This window comes from Hyphomicrobium sp., assembly GCF_041659645.1.
Taxonomy (GTDB): Bacteria; Pseudomonadota; Alphaproteobacteria; order Rhizobiales; family Hyphomicrobiaceae; genus Hyphomicrobium_B.
Genome location: NZ_JBAZXX010000004.1, coordinates 168931 through 185000 on the forward strand (window position 1 = coordinate 168931; position 16070 = coordinate 185000).

The window sequence follows — 16070 nt, forward strand, 5'->3', positions numbered from 1 at the left end:
GGCGTCAGGCCGTCTCGAGCGCGGGCGTTGTTTCTGTCTCGCCCCTCATCACCTGTGCCGCTTCCATCGCCGCGTCAACGATATGCTGATAGCCGGTGCAACGGCAGAGGTTACCTGAGATCGCAACCCGAACTTCCGCCCGCGTCGGATTTGGGTTCTCTTCCAGAAAGTTTTTCAGAACCATCAGCATTCCCGGCGTGCAAAATCCGCATTGCAGGGCATGACACTTATGGAACGCCGCCTGCAGCGGATGCAGGTCGACCTTATTCGAGCTCATGGCGTCGAGCGGTTTGTAAACGCTCGCAAGCGTCTGCGTCGTAATGTGGGTCACAGGCGTTACGCGCTGCTGCGACAAAGATTCGACCGTATAGATGGTGGCATCTTGCGCTTGCAGTGCCAGCACATTGCACGATTTGACTGTCGCGCCGTTGAGATCGACGGCGCAACAGCCGCAGCGGGCCTCATAGCATCCGGCATGTGTGCCGGTCAGATGTCCGACATCGCGGATGAACTCGATCAGCAGCGTGCGCTCGTCGACATCGCCCGCAACGGTCTTGCCGTTGATGGTCATCGAAATCTTCGTCATGATGCGTGAACTCCCGTGGAGAGGCGGGTCAAAACTCTCGCTGCCAGAGAAATGACGAGTTCAGACTGATACTTCTGTCCCCTCGTGACCGCATTTTCCGGTGGCAAAACTTCGTTCGATACGCGCATGGCGACGCCGGGCAAGAAGATGGCGCCGAGACTTCGACCCTTCAGCGAGTTGGCGGTTCCGATCGCAACGACCGGCGCTTTCGCGACGCCACCGACCACGATGCGCAGCCGTTCGACCGTGCCGTCCGGGGCGAAGAGCACAGCACCTGCCACCGTCGCAATCGCGGCGTCGAATGTGCGGAAGCGGAATTTCTCGAACGCGACGTTGCTCCAGTGGGGGAGGGCGGGAACGGTGATGTCGGTCAAGATCTCGTCGCGCGCGATATAAGTTCCACCCGAAGCGTTGAAAAACGCGTCGGCGTTGAGCACGCGCACTCCCCGTGCCGACGTCAACTTAAACGACGCTTCAAGTCCGCTCAGCAACGTCGGCATGTCGAAGCGAACCCCGGCCTCGCAAACGCCACCGCCGATTGTGCCCATGCTGCGGACGGAGCGGTCGGCGAGATTGCCCGCCACCGCCGGGATTTCCGCGTGCCACCCAGGAAGCGCTATCTTCGCGAGCTTGGCGTAGGTGGTGCAAGGTCCGATTTCGAGCGAACCCGCCTCGGTCTCGGTGACGCCAGAAAGGCCGGGCACGTCGGCGATCGAAATCACGCTGTTCGGACGCGCGTTTCGCTCCTTGAGCGCGAGAAGCAGGCTCTGGCCGCCGGCAATGATTTTTGCGTCCGGGCCGGCCGTCGCCAACACACCGACGGCATCGTCGAGGGTTGCGGGCCGATGGAAACTGAATGGGGTCAAAAGAAGAGCTCCAATTCGCCTTTGGGTTTCGGCCATGACTGAGCATCGCGCGGCCCGAGATAGTCCGGCATGTCGTCGGGATAGCGAAAATCCGCCTTGCCGCTGCGCTCCTTCTCGCGAAGGGCGAGAAGGATCCGATCGGGCGTGATCGGCAGCTCGGTGAAGCGAATGCCGATGGCATTCGCGATGGCATTGCCCATGACGGCCGGAACCGGCCCGGTTCCGGATTCGCCCGCGCCCTTCTGCCCGCCCGGGATCGCCGTCGACGGCGCCGGAATTTCAAACATCCTGTTCAACTCGGGCATGTCGGCGGCTTGCGGCGCCTGATATTCGGCGAATGTCGCGTTCACCATGTGCCCCATCTTGTCGTAGACGTAGTCTTCGCCGAGAGCCATGCCGATGCCCATCAGGAAGCCGCCTTGATGCTGGCCCTCGACGATCAGCGGATTGATCACCGTGCCGGTATCGTGGACCATCACATAATCGAGAATCTCGATCTGACCGGTTTCCGGCGAGATGCGGACATGTGCAGCGTGCGCCGACCCGGCATACGTCACCGAGAAGTTGCCCGAGCCGTCCGGTCCCTCGCGATCCGTCGGCGTGTCGTATGTCGCGACGGCCTCAAGCGTCGGTTCGAAGCCCGGCGGCAATTGGTGCGTGCGGTAAACCGAGAACGTCGCCAGGTTTTCGAGATAAAGGCCGCTGTCGCCCATGCCGCGAACATAAACGCGGTCATTCCCCGTCTCCAGATCCTGCGGGTCGGCCTCAAGAACGTGCGCAGCAATGGCGACGATCTTCTCGCGTAGGCGCTCGGCGGCTGTCCGGCATGCGGTTCCGAGTACGGCGGCGGCGCGGCTTGCGTAGGTACCGAGACCGAACGGTGCGTTGGCCGTATCGGGAGGAGCCAGGAATATTTTCTCGAAGCCGACGCCGAGTACGTCGCTGACGATCTGCCCCAGGAATGTCGCGTGTCCTTGGCCGTGCGTGACATCGCTCGAAAAGATCGTAACGGTGCCGTCCGTTTCAAGACGCAATCGGATCGCTGAGAGGTCCGTATCGAACGATGGATGACGGCAGCTCGTATATTTCATCGAGATGGCCATGCCGACGCCTTCATAGGGTTTCGGATTGGCGCGCTTCTCCTTCCAGCCGATTTCGGCGGCAACCATTTGCAGGCATTCATCCACCGATGTGGTGTCGACCACCTGGCCGATTGGCGTCCGGATGGGACATTGATTGCGCTTGACGGTATTGAGCGCCCGAACGTCAAGCGGATCGAGGCCGAGTGCTTCGGCCGCCATGTCGACGATCTGCTCCTTAGCGAAGATGATCTGCGGAATGCCGAAGCCCCGCAGCGCGCCACCGGGCGCCGTGTTCGTGTGGACGATTTCCCCGTCGATGTGGAGATTGGGAATGGGATAGGGCAGAAGCCCGACGTTCGTGCCGATGTGGACAACCTGGTTGCCCCAAAACGACAGCGCCCCGGAGTTTTGAATAACGTAATCGCGATAGCCGATGATCTGTCCGGTCTTTTTGAAAAACATTTCGACGTGGCGAATCTGCGAGTTGCGCGCCGTGCCGACACGAAAGATGTCGGCCCGCGAGAGCACGAGATGGACCGGCCGCCCGAGCCGCATCGAAAGGATGCACGCGATGACCTCGTGCGGGAACATCTGAACCTTCGAACCGAAACCGGCTCCGACTTCCGGCGCAACGACGCGGACCTTATTGCGCGGAAGCTGCAGCACGTCGGCGATGCTGTCGCGCAGCATGAAGATCGATTGCGTCGAAGAATAGAGGGTCAGAACCCCCGTGAAGGAATCGAAATTCGCGATGCACCCGTGTGGATCGAGCGCCGCACCTGCCTGACGGTTGGTCGAGAAGCGCTGGCGGACCACGAGGTCTGCTTCGGCTTCCGCGGCGTCGATGTCGCCGATACGGACGCGGTAGCGATCGAAGATGTTGCCTTCACCGAACTCGTAGTTGATGCCCTCTTGAATAAGCGGCGCGTCGTCGGCAAGCGCGGCTTCCGCGTCGACCATAACGGGAAGATCGTCGTACTCGACTTTAACTTTTTCGAGCGCGTCGAGCGCCTGATATTTGGTGTCCGCGACGACCGCTGCTATTTCCTGCCCTTCGAACAGGACCTTGTCGACCGCGAACGGGAAATGATCGCCGACGAGCAAGTCCTGCATCAGGTCGCCCCAAGGCTTGACCTTGCCGACGAGTTCTCGTCCGGCAAGGACGCCGTGAACGCCGGGCATCGAATATGCTTCCGACGTATCGACCTTGATCCGGGCATGTGCGTGCGAACTGCGCAGGATTTTTGCATACAGCATCCCGGGAAAACGCAGATCGTCGATATAGCGCGCGGTGCCCGTCAGCAGCGCCATGTCTTCGGTCCGGGGCACGGACGTGCCGACAAGCTTGGCCGGACCCGTCGACAGAGCCGGTTCGACTTTCTTATCCATTGAGTTCACCAGGTCAGATAGGAAATGGCAGCCAGCATTCGCCGCCGCTCGGTCTCGTTGCCGCGCACCTTGATGCGTCCGGCGATCAGCTCGATCGCGGCCGTCGATTCGTCGTAGTAGATGCGCTGCATCGTCTCCGCGAGCATGATGGTTAGGATGCGCGGGTTTTCAGCTTGGCCCTGCGTAACGCTCAGAACCTTGCCCTCGTCGATCATGACGGTGAAGTCTTTTTGAAGGTCCGGCATGCGGACGATCATGGGCCAGTCCCGCCAGGACTTAACGGAGATGACCGTGTCCTTGTTCGGGTTCCATTTCCGCATGTAGTACTGATCCATCACCTCGCGCATGTAGTCCACCGTGACTTCGGTCGGCTTCGGCAGATATTCGTGGGCGGCGGATGCTTCCATTGCGAGTGTCCTTGAGTTGGAGGCGAATAGGCGGGCGGCAGTGCCGCCCGCTTGGTCTCATCAGAGGCGAGCAGCGCTCGTGCGTTGCCGCAGAACCTGGTCACGGTAGAAGCCACCTCGCTTCGTCCTGGGCACGATGAAGTGATCGTAAGCCATGAACAGGACGACGGTTCCGTACCAGGCGACGCCGGCCTTCCAGTTCGTCATGAAGATCGCGTACGCAATGGTTCCCGACAGCAGCAGAAGAAAGATTGCAACAGGCATGCCGAACGCCACTTTCAGCGGGCGATCCATATTCTTGCGCATGCGCATGCAGATAAAGAACAGCGCAATCACGAAGTAGAGGCTCGCTGACCAATTTGAGAGCATTTCGATGATGAAAAGAGTGTCAGTGATATACGCGCCGACGAGTGCGAGGACGGCGAGGATAAGGATCGCTACCCACGGCACGGCGCGGGACGAGTATTGTCCGACCGGGCGCGGCAGTGCGCCTTGCTGCGAGTAGAGCGCGAGCACTTTGCCTTCAGCCATGAAGTAGACGCTGAGAGTCGTGTAGGTCGCAATCAGCATGCTTGCGAGGGCAAGATAGAAGACCGGCCCATCGCCCAGCTTGTCGTGAATGAGCCCGACCGTCGGTACCGGCATGACGACGAGCGCAGCCACCGGCGCCGCCGCAAGAATGCCGAGCGCGAGCGGAATCTGACGAACCCAAAGCTGCCAAGCCGCCGAGAGAAGACCAACGTCACGCGATTTGGGAAAGTCGCTCCATTCGTCGACGAGCACCTGTTGCACTTCTAGAACCGCCGCCATGATGCCAATCCAGAATCCGGCAACCGTAAAGGGGGTCAGCCAATCGACCGTCGTGCCGTCGGGGAGTCCCCAATTGGCGGCGAAATCGACCTTGTTAGCGAGGAGATACCAAACGCAGATCGCCGCGATGCCGTCGCCGATCAAGGTGCAAACGACGAGAAATGACTGCACTTTGCCGGTAACCTGGTTACCCAAGAGGTTCAGGCCGACGACCGGTCCGATAACGACAAACGGCCAGATCCAGGTCGCGACGTCGGGAAACAGGCCGTGCAGCAGCCCGGATCCGACCTGCAGTTCGAGCCACATGAAGACGCCGTAAACCGGTGCGTATCCGACGAAATAGGTCGTGCCGAGCGAGAAGAGACCGGCTTCGCGGCCATACGATTGAATAGAGCCGGGCTCCGGCACAGCAGTGATCATCTCGCGGTAAAGCCACCACGCGCAGTGGATGACGACCACGCCGATCGCGAAGCCGATTATACTCCATTTGATGCCGTAAAGACTGGCGATGTAAACGATCCATGCAAAGCCAGCGGTGAAAAGCATCTCGCCCGTACCGATGGCCGAGACGTCAAACCAGTTCAGTGCCTTTTCGTTGACGAGCTTAATGTCGTCGCCGGATTCATCGAATTCCGATCGGGTCGTGTCAGCGGCCATCGTGACCTCCAGTCAAAAGGAAAATCGCGCAGTGCGTCGCGGTGTCTTGCTCGCTTGAGATCACCTTACGAAGCGTCCGTGCTTCGCGGGCGAGCATTCCGGATAGCGGAATTCGCCGTGCGCTGACGTAGATGGACACGGTATGCCACAGCGAAAGTTAGACGCCGCGGCGTCACTATTCGCAAGCAAGCGATGGGCGTTTGCGGAATAGCCGCATCCAGGGAGAAAGCCGTAAATGGCTAAGACCGTTGAAATCGCAGGAGCCGGGCTCGCGGGTTTGTGTGCCGCCGCCCGGTTCTCACAACTTGGATGGAAGGTGACGCTGCATGAGCGCGCGAAGGATCTTCGCATGTTCGGCGCCGGCATCTGGCTGTGGGAAAGCGGCCTCAAGACATTGTCGATTCTGGGGGCCTACGATCAGGCTGTCGCAAGAGCGCGCCGCATCAACGAATGGCGCATTGTCGACTCGCGTGGACGTATATTGATGTCCCGTCCGATGCCGGACCACGACAGAATGTTGCTGCCTCCGCGCGCCGATCTCTATCAAGCCCTGATCGATCGATGCGTGGCGAACGGCGTTGAAATCATGACGTCGTCGGTTGTGACGGAAGTCCGCCCTGACGGTACGCTGGTAACGGAGCTCGGTGAGCGCAAGGCCGATCTCGTGCTCATCGCTAACGGCGCCTACTCGATGCTGCGGGAGCAAATTCTCGGAACGGCGTGGATGGATTTCGGCGTCGAAGCCGGCATCCGCATGATGATAGGCAACCGTCCGGACGATCCAACCGATGTCGTCACCGAATACTGGAACGGACCGTGGCGGCTGCTCTACAATCCATGCACCGAAGGCGAAAACTACATCTTCCTGAGCGCGCCCGTGAACGATGATCGCGCGCGTGTCCTTCCCGTGGACCGGGCGCTCTGGACTGAGAAGTTCCCTATTGCAGCGGACCTTATCGAGCGGTTCTCAGAAGCGAGCCGCTGGGATCGCCTCGTGAATGTGCGCTGTCGCCGGTGGTCGCAAGGCAAAGTCGCGATCATTGGCGATGCCGCGCACGCGATGCCGCCCAATCTCGGGCAAGCGGCGAATACCGCATTCACGAATGTCATGGCGCTGGCCGTCGCAGCCGACCGCGCGAGCGATATGCCGTCGGCTCTGGTCGCTTGGGAGCAGCAGCAGCGATCGCTTACCAATCACGTTCAGTGGTGGTCGTATCTCTATGGCTACGTGCTCGGACGCTGGCCGAAGAGTCTCGAATCGCTGCGCTCGGACGCACTGAGCACAATGTCGAAGACCCAATGGTTCGACGAAGCCCTGAATCGCGGGGCGCGTCATATGCCGATGGCTTGAAATGCCATCGGCACGTCGGGGGTTTGTTTAAAAAAAACGCGCCGACTTCAATCGGCGCGTTTTACGACGTTGCGGATCGTGCCGATGCCGGTGATCTCGCATTCGACAACGTCGCCGTCCTTTAAAAAGCTCGGCGGTTTGAACCCGATGCCGACACCCTCGGGAGTGCCTGTCGCAATGACGTCGCCGGGCGAAAGCGTCATGACCGCAGAGATGGTTTCGATCAGGAACGGAACATCGAAAATCAGGTCGCGCGTGCTCGCATCTTGACGGACCTCGCTATTTACGCGGCAGATGACACGCATATCGCGGTAGTCGATTTCGTCGGCTGTAACGATCCACGGTCCCATGGGACAGAATCCGTCTACGCCCTTGCCAAGGAACCATTGCTTATGGCGCTGCTGAAGATCGCGCGCCGTGACGTCATTGACGATGGTGTATCCAAAGACGTGCGCCATCGCGTCGTCGCGCGATATACCGCGACCGCCTTTTCCGATTACGACCGCGAGTTCGCATTCGTAATCGACGCCCTGGTCGAGCCCGACGACAAGCGGAATGTCGCTCGCGGGGCCGCTGATCGTCGTCGAGGGCTTCGTGAAGATGATCGGAAATTCCGGTATGGCATCCGCGGGAGAGCTGCTCGAGTCGAAACCGCTTTTGGCGAACTCATTGGCGTGTGCGCGGTAGTTCTTGCCGACGCACATGATGTTATGCGGAGGGTGCGCGATCGGCGCCCAAAGGTTGGCCGGATCGAGCTTAGTCGCGCCCTCCAATTTGTCCGGCAGCGTCGCTCCCAAGAGGAACGGGATGGCCGCTGCCAGATCGCTCGTGGCCTCAAGGGGCAGAGCGGAAAATATCTCGTCGAGTGGCCAGTATGTCTTCGTAGCGGGATCGACGACTGCCGTGACGTAATCGGATTGATGCTTGATCGTCGCGAATTTCATTTTTTCTGAATGTCCCATCGCGGTTGATTGAGGTGGCGGCCCTCTATGCGGTTAAAGCGCGGCAATCGCTGAAACTTCGATTCTGAATTCCGCATGCACGAGTCGGTTGATCATCAGCAGTGTGTTTGGCGGGTAAGCCCCATTCGGGAAGAATTTTGGAAATTCGCGAAGGCGATACGACATGAACTTTGGAATCTCGTTCGCGTCGATCATGTACGTTGTGAATTGCACGACGTTGGACCAGTCTGCGCCGCAGCTTTGAAGTGCGGCATGAAGATTTGCAAAAATCTGCACGCACTGGCCATCGAAGTCGTCGGGTGGAACAGCCACGCCGTCGGCCGAGGCGCCGACCTGTCCGGCGATGAAGATATATTCCGACGCCTTCACGCGGGTGATTTGCGAGTATTGTCCGAGCGGTTTGCCAAGCGTCGATGGACTGAAGATCTGGATGTCGGCCATTACGGTTCCTATGCCAATGAGATCGACCTGCCGCCAATTAAAGCAGCAGCGTAGGCATCGATCTGCCTACTGCCCAGGCATGTACCCTTATGGAGCCGCTGTGGGATCGCTTTCTGCATCCCGGAAATTCTATGCGTGCGGCTTGATCGCTAAGGGGTGCGATTGACATCATTGCAATTCCACGACATCCTTTTCAAAATCATAATGAAGAAAACCAAGCTGGGTGGGAGGAAGTCGTCGGAAGCTGTCCTTCCTGGTAGGCGAACAAATGGGATCTGACGAACTCGAAGGAACAGAACGCGAAGCGAGTCCTCGTCCTGCTAAAGCGAGGAGGGCGGACGGCGATCTCGTTCAATCGCTCAATCGAGCTATTGTTATTCTCGAAATCTTGTCTGAGGGCGGGTGCCGTCTGAAGGACGTTTCGGCGCGAGCGAATCTCCCGCCGTCCACCACGCACCGTCTGCTGACGACGCTTGAGCAGAAGCGTCTCGTTCGCTTTGATCGCGAAGAAAATCTTTGGGACATCGGCAGCAACTGCTTCGCGATTGGCGCAGGATTTTTGCGCCGCAAGCATTTCATGTCGATCGCCGTTCCGAGAATTGAAAGCCTGGCAATGCAGACCGGCGCGACCGTCAGTCTGGGCGTTCTTGAAAGCGGCAGCATTCTCCTGGTGAAGCAGGCAAAGCGTATGCAAATGACGCCAGCGGTGCCGCCTGGAAGCAGCCTGCCGGTTCACGCGACCGCTATGGGGAAAGTCCTGCTCGCGAGCTCGCCGGATTTGCGCCAGTCGGCAAGTTTCGGTTTCGGCAATCTGGCGCGACTGACCGACCGCACCATCTGCGATCCGTCGGTTCTGGCCAAGGAGCTTCACACGGTGCGCGCGGGTGGCATCGCCATCGACAACGAAGAAAGCATGACTGGCCGCCGCTGCGTCGCAGCACCGATCCACAATGAACTCGGCGATTGCGTCGCCGCAGTTTCGGTCACCGACACAAGCTCGCAGCTGACCGACGAAGCCGTCTCGCAGTTGAGCGCCCAGGTCTCCGCGGCCGCCGCGGAGATTACCCGCAGCTCCGGCGGATACCTCAGGCGAAAAGCCGGTTTCTGAAAGTCCGACAATTTACGGCGCAGGTAATCTGTCGTGCCACGTCCGTGCGCGTGCGACAGTCTCTCACCGGATTTTCCGCCATCCAGGAAAGCCGTCACTTCGAGGCCGGTGGAGAGCTTAATGGAGGCTCCAGGAGGCTGCGGAGCTGAGATCAAGTGCCATTTTCCCAAGGAATTAAATTCGAGTTCGAGGGTATTCCCGTTCACGTTATTGAGGGTGGCACCGGCTTTCCGCTGTTGCTCATTCACGGCTCGGGTCCAGGCGCGTCGACATATGCAAATTGGCGGCTGATACTTGAGCCTCTCACGCGGCGATATCATATCTTCGGGATGGATCTCATCGGCTTTGGCGCCTCTGGAAGGCGCGCCGCGCCGCCCTATTTCGACGTCGACTTCTGGCTGCGCCAATGCAGAGCGATGATCGATCGAATGCCGGGCGAGCGGATCGGGGTCATCGGACATTCTTTATCGGCGGCCTTGGCCCTGAAGCTCGCGGCCTCGGAGCCCCGCATTGCAAAGGTTCTCACCACCGGATCGATGGGCGCTCCCTTCGAGATCAACGAGGGTACGATCCGTACCTGGAGCTTTCCCAATGATCGCGACGAACTTGTCGCTCTGGCCGAAACCCTCATCTACGACCACAAGCACATCACCGAAGCGTATATCGAGAATAGAATAGCAACGTTGTGGAAGGACCAAGCCTACAGGGACTATTTCACATCCATGTTTGCCGGTGACCAACGACGCTTTGTAACCGAGGCGCTTGTTTCCGACGACGAGCTTCGGAGGATCAAGATTCCCGTTTCCATGCTGCACGGAAGGAATGACATCGCATTTCCGGCGGAAGTGACCATGCAAATCGCGGCATCGTTGCCGCAAGCGGACATCGCATTGTTGGCTCGCTGCTCGCACTCCATCGCGTTGGAGTTTCCCGAGAAGGTGCTATCGGCGTGTCATATGCTGTTTGGAGAAGAACCCGCATCGGCGCCAATGCCTGACGCGGCCCTCGAGTCGTAGGTCGGCGCGTGCCCTGATAATTCTAAACCGTCAATCGGGCCGTCGTTTCGTTGGTCCTGAACCAATCGTAGGCGTCTGCGAGGCCGTCTCGCAGGCCAATACGGGGCTTCCAGCCGGTTGCTTGCAATTTCGAGACATCGAGCAATTTGCGAGGCGTTCCATCCGGCTTGTCCGGATCGGTCGCGATCGTTCCCTTGAACCCGACGACGTCGCTGACGAGCCGAGCGAGATCGAGAATGGTTATATCCTCGCCGGTGCCGACGTTGACGTGCTCGGATCCGGAATAAACTTTCATCAGGTGTACGACGGCGCTCGCGGCATCGTCGACATGGAGAAATTCTCTCCTTGGCGTTCCCGATCCCCAAATCGCAAATTCCGGCGCGCCCGATATTTTTGCGTGGTGCGCTTTTCGCAGGAGCGCCGGAATCACATGGCTTTTGAGCGGGTCGTAGTTGTCGCCCGGCCCGTAGAGATTGGTCGGCATGGCGGAGATGAAATCCGCGCCGTATTGCCGTCGGTAGGCTTCGCAAAGCTTCAATCCGGCGATCTTTGCAATCGCATACCATTCGTTCGTCGGCTCGAGACTTGCCGTAAGAAGCGCGCTCTCTTGGATCGGCTGAGGTGCGAACTTTGGGTAAATGCAGGACGATCCGAGAAACAACAGCTTCTCAACACCGCTGCGGAACGCGCTGTCTACGACGTTGAGCTCGATCGTAAGATTGTCGTAGAGGAACTCGGCCGGATACGTTTCGTTCGCAAGAATGCCGCCGACTTTCGCCGCCGCGAGAAACACGACATTGGGCTTTTCTTGGTCGAACCAGCGCCTGACCTGTGCTTGATCGCGAAGATCGACTTGGTCCCGGTCGACCGTCACGATCTCGCAGTCTTCGTTGCGAAGCAGGCGCACGAGAGCCGATCCGACCATTCCCCGATGGCCGGCCACAAAAACGCGCTTGTTGCTGAGATCGAAAGACATCGCGCTCTCCCGAATAATCGTCGGCTTCGTCATTCGCTGAGCGTATTGCGCCAACGTTCTCGTTCGAGCAAAGCGGCGTCCGCTGAGACCATTTCCTTGACGAGATCTTGAAAGCCGACCTTGTGACGCCAGCCAAGCTCCTTGTGGGCTTTGCTCGGGTCGCCGAGCAATACATCGACTTCGGTCGGCCGAAAATATTTCGGATCGATGCGAACCAGCTCGTTGCCATTGCTTGTATCGAATCCGACTTCGTCTGCGCCTTTGCCCTTCCAGCCAATGGTTGTCCCGATCTGGGCAAACGAAAGCTCAACGAACTCGCGAACCGAATGCGTTTCGCCGGTTGCCAGCACATAATCGCCCGGTTGGTCGTTCTGGACGATCATCCACATCCCTTCGACATAATCCCGCGCGTGCCCCCAGTCGCGCTTGGCGTCAAGATTACCGAGGTAAAGCGCCGACTGCAAACCGGCGTTGATGCGGGCGATCGCGCGCGTGATCTTGCGCGTCACAAAGGTCTCACCGCGTATCGGACTTTCGTGGTTGAACAAGATCCCGTTCGAGGCATGCATATTGTACGCCTCGCGGTAGTTGACCGTGATCCAGTAGGCATAGAGTTTAGCGACGCCATAAGGCGAGCGCGGATAGAACGGCGTCGTTTCTCTTTGCGGCGTCTCTTGCACCTTGCCGTAGAGTTCGGACGTGGATGCCTGATAAAAACGAACGGAGCGGTCGAGCTTCAGAATTCTGAGAGCTTCGAGAAATCGCAGCACGCCGACCGCGTCGGCATTGGCCGTATACTCGGGCGTCTCGAAACTTACCTGCACATGGCTCTGTGCCGCCAAGTTGTAAATTTCGTCCGGCTGCGTCTCTTGCACAAGCCGAATGAAGTTCGTTGAATCCGTCAGATCGCCGTAGTGCATGAAGAACGACGTGTTCGATTCATGCGGATCTTGATAAATCTCATCGACGCGCTGGGTATTGAACGATGATGACCGGCGTTTGATGCCGTGAACGGTATAACCCTTGTCGAGCAGGAAGCGCGCAAGATATGCGCCGTCCTGTCCGGTGACGCCGGAAATCAACGCAGTCTTCTTTTTCGTCATCTGTCCCCACCATTTCAATCGGAAGTTGTTATGACTGTTCGTCCGCACCTTAGCAAGGATGTTGGAACCGTGCGGACGTTATCCCTCGGGGAAATAGCGAAGTGCCGGTGTCTGTCCGAAGTCGCCAAAGTCGGGTCACCGTTAGCGTTGCGCAACAGAAAGAACAGGCCCTGACCCGGAGCAGACAGCGTGTCCAAAAAAGTGTGGAAAAGGACGACGGGAGACCTATGCGCAGGTCATGATTCCGGCATTACATCAAAGGACTGATGCTCTTCGGTTTCGTGGTGATGCTCATGCGCCGCGATAGCGCGCTCCGAGCAGAAAGCTCGATAGAGGGAATGTGATGCCCGTGAAATCGAAGCAGCCGTTGTAGCGGAAATATCAGCCGTTCCCGCAAACCGACGCCGCACTGGACGAGGGATTCGATACATGTCCACAACGCACTTATACTGCCGCCGATATTAAGTGACCCGATTTGATTTCAGTTGCCCCCCAACAGGTATTTTTTATGAAAAAATTGGCCCTGTCCTGTTTTATTATTTCAAAGAATGAAGCCGATCGCATTGCCCAAACCATACGTTCCGTCGCGTCGTGGGTCGATGAAGTCGTTGTCGTCGATAGCGAAAGCACGGATGCCACCGTTCATGTTGCGACGACCGAAGGGTGTCGTGTCATCACGCAGCCCTGGCTCGGTTTTGGACCACAAAAACGCTTTGCCGAAGACCAATGTCGACATCCCTGGGTCCTTAATTTAGACGCGGACGAAGTCGTCACACCGGCGCTCCGCGAAGAAATTATCGCAGCCTTTGCAAACGGCGATCCAGCAGAGATCGCGTACGCCATTCCGCTTGATCTCGTCTATCCGGGAGAGGAACGGCCACGTCCGTGGGCCAGGGATCATTTGTACGTTCGGCTATATGATCGTCGGGTCGTGCGATTTCGCGATTCCCTCGTACATGACGCGGTCGTGACAGGAGACCGCGCCGTCGGCGTCCTCCGCGCCCCGGCCTTTCACTACTCGTTCCGCACATATGCCGATTTGAAGCGGAAACTTGCCGAGCGGATGTTGCTGTCCGCGGAACACGCCAATTGCTCGTCTCGGATGGCTCTTTTGGCACGCCTCGTACTTGAGTTCCCAATTAATTTCTTGAAGTATTACGTGACCCGTCGGCACTTCACCGGCGGCCTGAAAGGGTTGAGATACGCTTGGATCCAAGCCTCATTCAGGCAAGTAAAAGTCGCGCATATGTGGCGCACCAGGTATTCCAGGCATCGAACGATGGTTCGACGCGCCGATCAGACCTCGCCGCTGCCGGAATTTGTGCTTCGCCCGCAAACTCCCCCGGCAGGCGAGATATATGCAGAACGGGCATAGTTCTGTCCGCTTTGTCACGCGCTATAATTGCGTTTATTGACTTTCGCGGCCGCGCAAATCAACGTAATCCCGCGCATGGCACGCATTAGGTCGGCGCTTCGCGATGACTGAGCGGATGAGAAGCTTTATGACTGCAACGAAGACTACCGAGCCGACGACTTTAGACCTCTTGAAGCGGCTTTTTAGCGATACCGGACGCGAATACGCGCCGCAATATGCGCTTGCCGTTGTGTGCATGTTGCTTGTCGCCGGCACCACGTCGCTGAGCGCTTACGTGCTGAAAACCGTAATTGATACAATCTTCGTTCATCAGAATCGCGAGGCGCTGGTCGGAATAACGCTCGGCATCGTCGCGATCTTCGTCGCGAAAGGTTTCGCGGCTTATTTCTCCGAAGTTATCGTTGGCAATATTGGTAACCGTCTCGTCGCTCACACTCAGAAACGGATGTTCGACCATATGCTTCGGGTCGACGTCGCGTTTTTTCAAACGTACAGCTCGAGCGACCTCACCACCCGGATGTCCTATAACGCGAACAACGTCCGGGAGATGCTCAACTTGGTATCCCTGAACATCGGGCGTGACCTTTTCACGATTATCGGTCTCGTATGTACGATGATCGTGCTCGACCCGGTCCTGTCGGCGATCGCGCTGATCGGCGGTCCGATTGCGGCCCTATCGTCTCGAAAAATGGTCGCACGTATAAAGAAGGCGACCCGCAGCGAAGTCCACTCCCTCAGCGGCATCATTCAGATCACGCGCGAAGTCAGCCAGGGCGCGCAGGTTGTCAAATCCTTCCAACTCGAAAACAAGATGCGGGTTCGGATGTTCAACGCCATCGAGGCCGTCCAGCGGTTGTCGAACAAGATGTTGAAAATTCAGGCTGGCGTGAATCCGCTCATGGAGGCGATCGGAGGCTGCGCCGTCGCTGCTGTCATCTTCTATGCCGGTTGGCAAAATCTTTATCACGGAGCGAGTCCCGGGCAGTTTTTTGCCTTTATCACCGCGCTTCTGATGTGCTCCGATCCAGGCCGCCGGCTTTCTCGCGTTCAGCTGCAACTGGCGTCGGCGGCGATCGGCGTTCGCATGATGTACGAGCTTCTGGATACGCCCGAGCGCGAAGCCGAGGATCCGGATAAACCGGAGTTGAAAGTCGCCGGCGGCGCCGTCGCGCTTCGCGACGTCTCATTCCGTTACGTGCAGAACAAGCCCGTCATCGAAGGCATGACGCTCCGCGCTCCCGCCGGCAAGGTGACGGCTCTGGTTGGGCACTCGGGCGGCGGCAAGACCACCATTTTCGCGCTTCTCCAACGTCTGCGCGCGACGGACTCCGGTGTGATTGAAATCGACGGTCAGTCGATAGCGGATATATCGCTCAAGTCGTTGCGGCGGAATGTTTCGGTTGTGGGGCAGGATGCCTTCCTGTTTGAAGGTTCCATCATCGAAAACATTCGGGCCGGCCAGGAAGACGCATCGAATGAAATGTGCATCGAGGCGGCAAAGGCTGCGAGCGCTCATGAATTCATCACGGGGCTGCCGCGCGGATACGACAGTCCGGTCGGCGAGCTCGGCGGGCAGGTTTCAGGCGGCCAGCGCCAGCGCATCGCCCTGGCCCGGGCGTTTCTTAAAAATGCGCCTATCATCTTGCTGGACGAGCCGACGTCGGCGCTCGACAGCGAGACAGAAGACTTCATCCAGCGTGAGTTGCGTCGGTTGACCGAGGGAAAGACGACGATTGTCATCGCTCATCGTCTGTCGACGATCCTGCACGCAGACTTGATCCATGTAATTGAAGCCGGTCGCGTCATCGAAAGCGGAACCCACGAGCAACTGATCGCCGAAGGCGGGGCCTACAGCCGTCTGTTCAGACTGCAGTTCGCGAAATTTCTCGAAACCGATAAGCCGTTCGCTCAGGCGATCTAGACCCCCTCGCATCTGCGCGA

At 58.4% G+C, this 16070-nt stretch carries 14 protein-coding genes; 5 read left to right on the plus strand and 9 right to left on the minus strand.

The window, feature by feature from the left end; translation table 11 throughout:
- Nucleotides 1–4: 4 nt before the first annotated feature.
- The 5 genes from WC811_RS15175 to WC811_RS15195 are packed head-to-tail and all read right to left on the minus strand — an operon-like array spanning nt 5 to nt 5797.
- Nucleotides 5–586, minus strand: a complete 582-nt coding sequence (locus WC811_RS15175; protein ID WP_372646122.1) for a (2Fe-2S)-binding protein — start codon at nt 584–586, stop codon at nt 5–7.
- Nucleotides 583–1452 (minus strand): xanthine dehydrogenase family protein subunit M, encoded by an 870-nt coding sequence (locus WC811_RS15180; protein ID WP_372646124.1) that lies wholly within the window; start codon nt 1450–1452, stop codon nt 583–585. The genes WC811_RS15175 and WC811_RS15180 overlap by 4 nt, the downstream gene beginning before the upstream one ends.
- Nucleotides 1449–3923: a xanthine dehydrogenase family protein molybdopterin-binding subunit gene (locus WC811_RS15185; RefSeq protein WP_372646128.1), complete on the minus strand. Its 2475-nt coding sequence runs from the start codon at nt 3921–3923 to the stop codon at nt 1449–1451. The genes WC811_RS15180 and WC811_RS15185 overlap by 4 nt, the downstream gene beginning before the upstream one ends.
- Nucleotides 3924–3928: 5 nt before the next feature.
- Nucleotides 3929–4330 carry a hypothetical protein gene (locus tag WC811_RS15190; RefSeq protein ID WP_372646130.1) on the minus strand — a complete coding sequence of 134 codons (402 nt, stop codon included), beginning with the start codon at nt 4328–4330 and terminating at the stop codon, nt 3929–3931.
- A 60-nt stretch (nt 4331–4390) separates the two neighbouring features.
- A complete protein-coding gene (locus tag WC811_RS15195) occupies nt 4391–5797 on the minus strand; it encodes an APC family permease (protein ID WP_372646132.1) in 1407 nt (468 codons plus the stop codon).
- A gap of 235 nt (nt 5798–6032) precedes the next feature.
- Here WC811_RS15195 and WC811_RS15200 point away from each other — a divergent pair, with 235 nt between their 5' ends.
- On the plus strand, nt 6033–7148 hold the full coding sequence (locus WC811_RS15200) for an FAD-dependent oxidoreductase (protein WP_372646134.1): 1116 nt from the start codon (nt 6033–6035) through the stop codon (nt 7146–7148).
- A gap of 47 nt (nt 7149–7195) precedes the next feature.
- On the opposite strand, the gene WC811_RS15205 is transcribed toward WC811_RS15200, so the two are convergent.
- A complete protein-coding gene (locus tag WC811_RS15205; RefSeq protein ID WP_372646136.1) occupies nt 7196–8092 on the minus strand; it encodes a fumarylacetoacetate hydrolase family protein in 897 nt (298 codons plus the stop codon).
- A gap of 51 nt (nt 8093–8143) precedes the next feature.
- A complete protein-coding gene (locus WC811_RS15210) occupies nt 8144–8551 on the minus strand; it encodes a RidA family protein (RefSeq protein WP_372646138.1) in 408 nt (135 codons plus the stop codon).
- A gap of 268 nt (nt 8552–8819) precedes the next feature.
- On the opposite strand from WC811_RS15210, the gene WC811_RS15215 reads away from it, so the two are divergent.
- Both WC811_RS15215 and WC811_RS15220 read left to right on the plus strand, forming a co-directional pair.
- The gene (locus tag WC811_RS15215; protein ID WP_372646140.1) at nt 8820–9659 is read left to right on the plus strand and encodes an IclR family transcriptional regulator; all 840 of its coding nucleotides are present in this window, start codon (nt 8820–8822) and stop codon (nt 9657–9659) included.
- A gap of 155 nt (nt 9660–9814) precedes the next feature.
- Nucleotides 9815–10675, plus strand: coding sequence for an alpha/beta fold hydrolase (locus WC811_RS15220; protein ID WP_372646142.1), 861 nt, complete (start codon nt 9815–9817; stop codon nt 10673–10675).
- Nucleotides 10676–10697: 22 nt separating this feature from the next.
- On the opposite strand, the gene WC811_RS15225 is transcribed toward WC811_RS15220, so the two are convergent.
- On the minus strand, nt 10698–11651 hold the full coding sequence (locus WC811_RS15225) for a GDP-L-fucose synthase family protein (RefSeq protein WP_372646144.1): 954 nt from the start codon (nt 11649–11651) through the stop codon (nt 10698–10700).
- A gap of 29 nt (nt 11652–11680) precedes the next feature.
- Complete coding sequence (gmd, locus tag WC811_RS15230) at nt 11681–12754, minus strand: GDP-mannose 4,6-dehydratase (RefSeq protein ID WP_372646146.1); 1074 nt, start codon at nt 12752–12754, stop codon at nt 11681–11683.
- A gap of 475 nt (nt 12755–13229) precedes the next feature.
- On the opposite strand from gmd, the gene WC811_RS15235 reads away from it, so the two are divergent.
- The gene (locus WC811_RS15235) at nt 13230–14129 is read left to right on the plus strand and encodes a glycosyltransferase family 2 protein (protein ID WP_372646148.1); all 900 of its coding nucleotides are present in this window, start codon (nt 13230–13232) and stop codon (nt 14127–14129) included.
- Between the two features lie 127 nt (nt 14130–14256).
- Nucleotides 14257–16050 carry an ABC transporter ATP-binding protein gene (locus WC811_RS15240; protein WP_372646150.1) on the plus strand — a complete coding sequence of 598 codons (1794 nt, stop codon included), beginning with the start codon at nt 14257–14259 and terminating at the stop codon, nt 16048–16050.
- Nucleotides 16051–16070 lie beyond the last annotated feature (20 nt).

Excerpts from the sequence above, each read along its gene's own strand:
- WC811_RS15175 (WP_372646122.1), bottom strand. The coding sequence starts at position 586 with ATGACGAAGATTTCGATGACCATCAACGGCAAGACCGTTGCGGGCGAT.
- WC811_RS15185 (WP_372646128.1), bottom strand. The coding sequence starts at position 3,923 with ATGGATAAGAAAGTCGAACCGGCTCTGTCGACGGGTCCGGCCAAGCTT.
- WC811_RS15190 (WP_372646130.1), bottom strand. The coding sequence starts at position 4,330 with ATGGAAGCATCCGCCGCCCACGAATATCTGCCGAAGCCGACCGAAGTC.
- WC811_RS15195 (WP_372646132.1), bottom strand. The coding sequence starts at position 5,797 with ATGGCCGCTGACACGACCCGATCGGAATTCGATGAATCCGGCGACGAC.
- WC811_RS15200 (WP_372646134.1), top strand. The coding sequence starts at position 6,033 with ATGGCTAAGACCGTTGAAATCGCAGGAGCCGGGCTCGCGGGTTTGTGT.
- WC811_RS15205 (WP_372646136.1), bottom strand. The coding sequence starts at position 8,092 with ATGAAATTCGCGACGATCAAGCATCAATCCGATTACGTCACGGCAGTC.
- WC811_RS15210 (WP_372646138.1), bottom strand. The coding sequence starts at position 8,551 with ATGGCCGACATCCAGATCTTCAGTCCATCGACGCTTGGCAAACCGCTC.
- WC811_RS15215 (WP_372646140.1), top strand. The coding sequence starts at position 8,820 with ATGGGATCTGACGAACTCGAAGGAACAGAACGCGAAGCGAGTCCTCGT.
- WC811_RS15225 (WP_372646144.1), bottom strand. The coding sequence starts at position 11,651 with ATGTCTTTCGATCTCAGCAACAAGCGCGTTTTTGTGGCCGGCCATCGG.
- gmd (WP_372646146.1), bottom strand. The coding sequence starts at position 12,754 with ATGACGAAAAAGAAGACTGCGTTGATTTCCGGCGTCACCGGACAGGAC.
- WC811_RS15240 (WP_372646150.1), top strand. The coding sequence starts at position 14,257 with ATGACTGCAACGAAGACTACCGAGCCGACGACTTTAGACCTCTTGAAG.